This window comes from Spirillospora sp. NPDC000708, assembly GCF_040299565.1.
GTDB lineage: Bacteria > Actinomycetota > Actinomycetes > Streptosporangiales > Streptosporangiaceae > Spirillospora.
Map to the genome: position 1 here is coordinate 48462 of NZ_JBEPCJ010000074.1, position 6307 is coordinate 54768.

3 protein-coding genes are annotated in these 6307 nt (G+C 75.1%); 2 read left to right on the plus strand and 1 reads right to left on the minus strand.

The window, feature by feature from the left end; all coding sequences use genetic code 11:
- Positions 1 to 38: 38 nt before the first annotated feature.
- Positions 39 to 3236, minus strand: coding sequence for an ATP-dependent helicase (locus tag ABT299_RS38090; RefSeq protein WP_500253697.1), 3198 nt, complete (start codon positions 3234 to 3236; stop codon positions 39 to 41).
- 233 nt (positions 3237 to 3469) lie between these two features.
- Between ABT299_RS38090 and ABT299_RS38095 the strand changes: the two genes are divergently transcribed.
- Positions 3470 to 5008, plus strand: a complete 1539-nt coding sequence (locus ABT299_RS38095) for a hypothetical protein (protein WP_500253698.1) — start codon at positions 3470 to 3472, stop codon at positions 5006 to 5008.
- On the plus strand, positions 5005 to 6307 hold a 1303-nt coding region (locus ABT299_RS38100), incomplete at its 3' end, for an amidase (protein WP_500253699.1). The genes ABT299_RS38095 and ABT299_RS38100, both read left to right, overlap by 4 nt.

The following is a 6307-nucleotide window of genomic DNA, read 5'->3' on the forward strand; positions in this document are numbered from 1 at the left end:
ACGACCTGCCGACGCCTCCCGCCCGATTCCGTCGGATCCTAGTCGCCGACCTGGCCGCCCTCGTCGTGGACGGGACAGCAGGAGCGTACGGGACACGTCCGACACTTGTCGTTCGCGCGCGCCTGGAAGACGTCACTGGCCATCCCGCTCGCGACCACCTCGATCAGCTTCTTCGGCCACTCGGGGTCGGCGTCCTCGGCGGGCGGCGGCTGCTCCTGCTCGCGGGCCTTCGCTGTGAACGCGGCCTTGCCGACCTGGATCAGCTTCGCGCCGCCGGGCTCGATCAGCCCGTGCCGCTCGAACGCGCCGAGCATCACCGCGTACTGGTAGACGCCGAGCTGCGGGTGGCGGGCCAGGTCGTCCTTCGGGACGGCCGTGGAGGAGGTCTTGATGTCGATGATGACGGCGCGGCCCTGCTCGTCGCGTTCGGCGCGGTCGATGCGGCCCTTGATGACGACGCGGCCGAGGTCGACCTTGAACGACTCCTCCAGCGCGACGACCTCGTTGGGGTTGTCGCGGTGCCAGGCGAGGAACTTGTCGACCATCGCCGCGGCCTGCTCGCGCTGCTTCTCGGAGTACCAGGAGCTGCGGAACTCCAGGTCGTTCCAGATCTGGTCGAGGCGCTCGGCGACGTGCACCTCGGTGACGCCGTCGTCGGCGCCCGCCATCTCGGCGACCGCGTGGATGACCTTGCCCATGGTGCTGAACTCGTTCGGGCCGCCCTCCTGCGCGCCGACCGCCGACGCCAGCAGCCAGCGCAGCCCGCAGGTGGTGAACGCCTCGACCTGCGACGGGGAGATGGTGATCTGCTCGTCGTCGGCGAACGCGGGGCTCTGGTCCGACAGCGCGGTGATCGCGTACCAGTTCTCGGGACGGGCGCCCCGCACGCCCGCGCGCGCGAGGCGGGCGAGGTGCCCGGCGGCGGCGCGGCGCAGCGGCTCGGGGCGGGCCGGGTCCGACACCGCCGACCGCAGGTCGGCGACCAGCGCGGACAGCGACAGCCAGCGGGTCTTCTCGTCGAGCTGGGACTGCTCGATCGCGCCGGGCAGCAGCTCGTTGAGGAACCGGGACGGCCGCTCCTCGGTGTCGTCGCCGCCGACCGCCGTCACCACGAGCCGCTTGCGCGCGCGCGTGACCGCGACGTAGAAGAGCCGGCGTTCCTCGTCCAGCATCTTCGCCGCCATGGACGCGCCCGCCGCCGCACTCATCACTCCACCCGGACCCACCCCCGAGTCGGGCTCCGCGCCCGCCGCGTGCTCGATCAGCTCCTCGACGCCCAGCAGCGACCCGCGCAGCCGCACGTCCGGCCACACGCCCTCCTGGACGCCCGCGACGATCACGACGTCCCACTCCAGGCCCTTCGACCGGTGCGCGGTGAGGATCCGCACCGCCTCGCCCTCCGGCGCCTGCTCGGCGAGCGTGTCCCCGGCGATCTCCTGCGCGGCGATGTCGTCGACGAACAGCTCGGGGCCCGCCTGCGGCAGCCGGTCGACGAACCGGGCCGCGTGGTCGAACAGCGCGACGACGGCGTCCAGGTCCCGGTCGGCGGACGCGCCGCGCGTCCCGCCCTTGACGCTCTGCTCCAGCAGAACGTCCGCCTGCCCGCTCTCCTGCCACACCGCCCACAGCACGTCCTCGGCGGACCCGCCGTCGTGGACGCTGCGCCGCGCCACGTCGATCAGGTTCGCGATCCGCTCGGCGGGGGCGCGCACCTTCTCGTGGACGAGCACCAGCTCGCGCGGGTCGTTCACGGCGGCGACGAGCAGCTCGCCCAGCGGGCGCTGCCCGCCCGACAGCTCTTCGAGGTCGCGCAGGGCGCGCTTGAGGCGCCGCATCGCGAGGGCGTCGGCGCCGCCGAGCGGGCCGGTGAGCAGGTCCTCCGCGACGACCTCGTCCAGGTGGCCCTTCTTCAGCGCGGCCCGCAGCAGCACCAGGAACGGCCGGACGGCCGGCTCCTGCATCAGCGGGACCTCGTCGCCCGCGACGACGACCGGGACGCCCGCCTGCGCCAGCGCCCGCCGCAGCACGGGGACCTGCCGGACCGCGCTGCGCACCAGCACCGCCATCCGTGACCACGGCACCCCGTCGAGCAGGTGCGCGCGCCGCAGCTCGTCCGCGACCAGCGCCGACTCCTGGCTCTCCGAGTCGGCGATCACAGCACGGACCTCGCCCTCTTCGGCCTCGTCCGGCGTGAGGAGGGCGCGGTGCTCGGCGGCGCCCGCCGTACCGGCGGGCAGGCGGCGGGCGATCCGCCGGGACGCCTCCAGGATCTCCGGGCCCATGCGGCGGCAGGTGCGCAGCGCCACCACCGGCGCGGGCCGGCCGTCCAGCGTGCGGAAGCGGTCCGGGAACTCCTGGATCCCGCGCACGTCCGCGCCCCGGAACCCGTAGATCGACTGGTCGGGGTCGCCGACCACGACCAGGTCGCGGCCCTCCCCCGCCAGCAGGTGCAGCAGCGCCTCCTGCGCGGGGTCGGTGTCCTGGTACTCGTCCACGAACACCGCGTCGTAGGCGTCGCGCTCGCGGATCCGGACCTCCTCGTCGGCGAGCATCCCGGCGGCCATGTAGATCAGCTCGCCGTAGTCGTAGGTGGGGACGGGGTCCAGCGCGAACCGCTCGACGTACCGCTCCATGAACGCGCCGATCGCGGGCCAGTCGTCGCGTCCCCGGATCCGCCCGAGCGCGACCAGCTCCTCGGCGGTGAACCGCCGCTCGACGGCCCGCAGCGTGAAGTCGCGCAGCTCCTCGGCGAACCCGCGCGTCGCCAGCGCCGCCCGCAGCCGCTCCGGCCAGTCCCGCGCGCCGTCCGCCAGCTCGCCTTCGAGCAGCCGCCGCACCTCCAGCAGCTGCTCCGGCCCGGACAGCAGCCGCGGCGCGGGCTCCTCGTTCAGCACCGCGTCCCGGCGGAGCAGCGCGTACGCGTAGCTGTGGAACGTCAGCGCCAGCGGCGTCCGGGTCGTGCGGTGCAGCCGCCCGGTGATCCGCTGCCGCAGCTCCCCGGCCGCCTTGCGGCTGAACGTGAGCACCAGCACGCGCTCGGGGTCGACGCCGCGGTTCTCGATCCGGTCGACGACCGCCTCGACGATCGTCGTGGTCTTCCCGGTGCCCGGCCCGGCCAGCACCAGCATCGGCCCGCCCGCGTGCTCCACGACCCGCCGCTGCCGCTCGTCGAGCACGGGCGGGACGGCGCGCGCGGGGCCCGCGCGGCGGACGAGACGGTAGGAAGCAGGCGGCACAACAGTTCATTGGAGCAGATCACCGAGGCTCCTCGGACCACAACGGGCGCATGTCGCGAAGGTGACGCGCGGAGAACGCGCGGGACACGGGACTCGGCAGCCTGCACAAACGCGGACCCGCCGCGATGTGCGCTCTTCCGTTGCGCTCCACGCAACCGATCATGGAGAGTCGCGGCACCCCCGTGCACGGAACGCGGACGGCCGCGTCCCGGGGAGGTGGGAGGTTTCGCCCCTTGTCGCCTGCGCACTGGATCTATCTCCTGGGCCTCGCCGCCCTCATCGCCACCGTGGTGGCGCGCAAGAACGTCGTGGGTCTCGCCGTCTGCGGGACGTTCGTCACGGCACTCGTCTACAGCGGCAGCGTCACGACCGGGATCGCGGCGGTGTTCAACGCCGGGATCGTCGCGGCCCGCGAACTGCTGCCGATCTTCCTCATCATCGCGATCGTCACCGCGATGCTCGGCGCCATGCGGGGGCTCGGCGCCGACCTGATGATGGTGCGGCCGCTGCAGCGGTTCGTCCGCAACGGGCACCTGGCCTACCTGGTGCTCGCCGTCGTCACCTACCTGCTGTCGATGTCGTTCTGGCCGACGCCGGTGCTGCCGCTGATCGCGGCGATCCTGCTGCCGGCGGCGGTCCGGGTCGGGCTGCCGCCGCTCGCCGCCGCCATCGCGATCGCGATCACCGGGCAGGGCATGGCGCTCAGCTCCGACTACATCATGGGCGTCGCGTCCGGGCTGTCCGCGCAGGGCGCGCACGTGCCCGCGGGCGCGATCGCCGACCGGGCGCTCATCATCTCGCTCATCGCGGGCGTCGTCGCGCTCGCCGTGTCCTACCTGCGCGACGTCCGCACCAAGCTGCTCGACCCGGTGGTGGCGGCGGCCGCCACCCTCGACCTCGCCGCCGCCGGGGACGGCGACGTCCGCGCCGAGACGCACGGCGAGGCCCGCAGGGCGGCCTCCGGCGGCGGGGACGGCCGGGACGGCGGGAGCGACGCCGCCGGCGCGACCGCGACCCTGACCGCGACGAACCCCGCCGGCCCTGACGGCGAGCCCGCGAAGCCCGGCGCGCGGGCCCGGATCGTGGCGGTGGCGGTGCCGCTGGCGTTCGCCGTGCTGCTCGCCGTCATGCTCCTCGGCCGGTTCACCTCCCTCGTCCCCGACATCGACGACGGGCAGGGCGCGCCGCTCGTCGGCGGGACGGCGGCGCTCGCGCTGGTCGCCGTCGCGGTCGTCGCGGACCGCCGGAACTGGCTGCAGAGCTGCGCCGACCACTTCACCGACGGCATCGGGTTCGCGTTCCGGACCATGGGCGTCGTCATCCCGATCGCCGGGTTCGTCTACGTGGGCCTGTCGGACTACTCCGGCGAGATCCTCGGGATGCCGGACGGCGCGAAGGGCCCCGCGCTGCTGCTGGACGCGATCGGGCACGTCCAGGACCACATCCCGCACGTGCCGGTGTTCGCCTCGTTCGCGATGCTGCTCGTCGGCATGGTGATCGGGCTGGACGGCAACGGCTGGCCGGGGCTGCCGTTCACCGGCTCGCTCGCCGGGGAGCTCGGGCACGCGGCGGGCGCCGACCCCGCCACGCTCGCCGCGATCGCGCAGAACGGCGCGAGCTGGACCGGCGGCGGGACGCTCGTCATCTGGTCGTCGCTGATCGTCGTCGCGGGCCTCACCGGCGTGCCGGTCATCGACCTGGCCAGACGGCTGTTCGTACCGGTGGTGACGGGCCTGGTCGTGGCCACGGCGGTCGCGGCGGTGGCGCTGTGAGCGCGGCGCGGGACGCGCTGCGGACCGACGCGGTGGAGACCGCGGAACTGGTCCGGACGGGCGCGCTCGCGGCGCGCGAGGCGGTCGCGGCGGCGCTGGACCGGATCGCCCGGCTGGACGGGGACCTCGGCGCGTTCGTCCACGTGGACGCGGACGGCGCGGCCGCCCGCGCCGCCGCGATCGACGCGATGGTGGCGCGCGGCGAGGACCCCGGGCCGCTCGCGGGCGTCCCGCTCGCGGTGAAGGAGCTGCACGCCGTCGCCGGATGGCCGTACGCGATGGGCAGCGTCCTGCACGCGGACCGCGTCGCGGACCGCACCTCGACGATCGTCGCGCGGGCGGTCGCGGCGGGGGCGGTCCCGGTGGGGCTCACCGCGTCGCCGGAGTTCGGGCGGGCGTCGTTCACCGCGTCCGTCCTGCACGGCGTCACCCGCAACCCGCACGCGCCGGAGCTGACGCCGGGCGGGTCCAGCGGCGGGTCGGCCGCGGCGGTCGCGTCCGGCATGGTGCCGCTCGGGACCGGAACGGACGGGGCGGGCTCGCTGCGCATCCCGGCCTCCTACTGCGGGCTCGTCGGGTTCAAGGGGACGTACGGGCGCGTCCCGCGCGGGCCACGGCACCGCGGCACCGCCGAGAACGACCACTACGGCGTCCTCACCCGCACCGTCCGCGACACCGCCCGCTTCCTCGACTGCGTCTGCGGGGCGGACGAGTACGACCGCGCGTCGCTGCCCGCCCCGCCCGTCCCGTTCGAGACGGCGCTGGACCGCGAGGACCTGCGGGGGCTGCGGGTGGCGTGGTCGCCCGACCTCGGCTGCGCGCCGTGCGACCCGGAGGTCGCGGCGGTCGTCGAGGACGCGGCGAAGGCGTTCATCGCCGGCACCGGCGCGCGGGAGGTGCCCGCCGGGCTCCGGCTGGAGTCCTGCGGGGCCGCGTTCCGCACGCTGTCGGTCCCGGACGTCCACGCCGAGCTGCGGAACGCGCCGGACGACCGGCTCGGGTCCGTCCACCCGACCGTGCGCCGCTACGGCGACGCGGCCCGCGCCCTGGACGCGGACGCCCTGGTGGACGCGCACGAGGCCCGCGCGCGGCTGGTCGAGACGCTCGCCGAGGCGTTCGGCCGGTTCGACCTGCTGCTGACCCCGGCGACGCAGGCCCCGGCGTTCCCGGCGGAGGGGCCGATGCCCACCGAGATCGCCGGGCGGCGGTACCACTGGGACGGGCGGCTCGTCGCCAGCGACCTCGTCCTCATCGGGCACCGGTTCGTCGGCGCCTACCTGTACGGGGCGATCCCGGAGC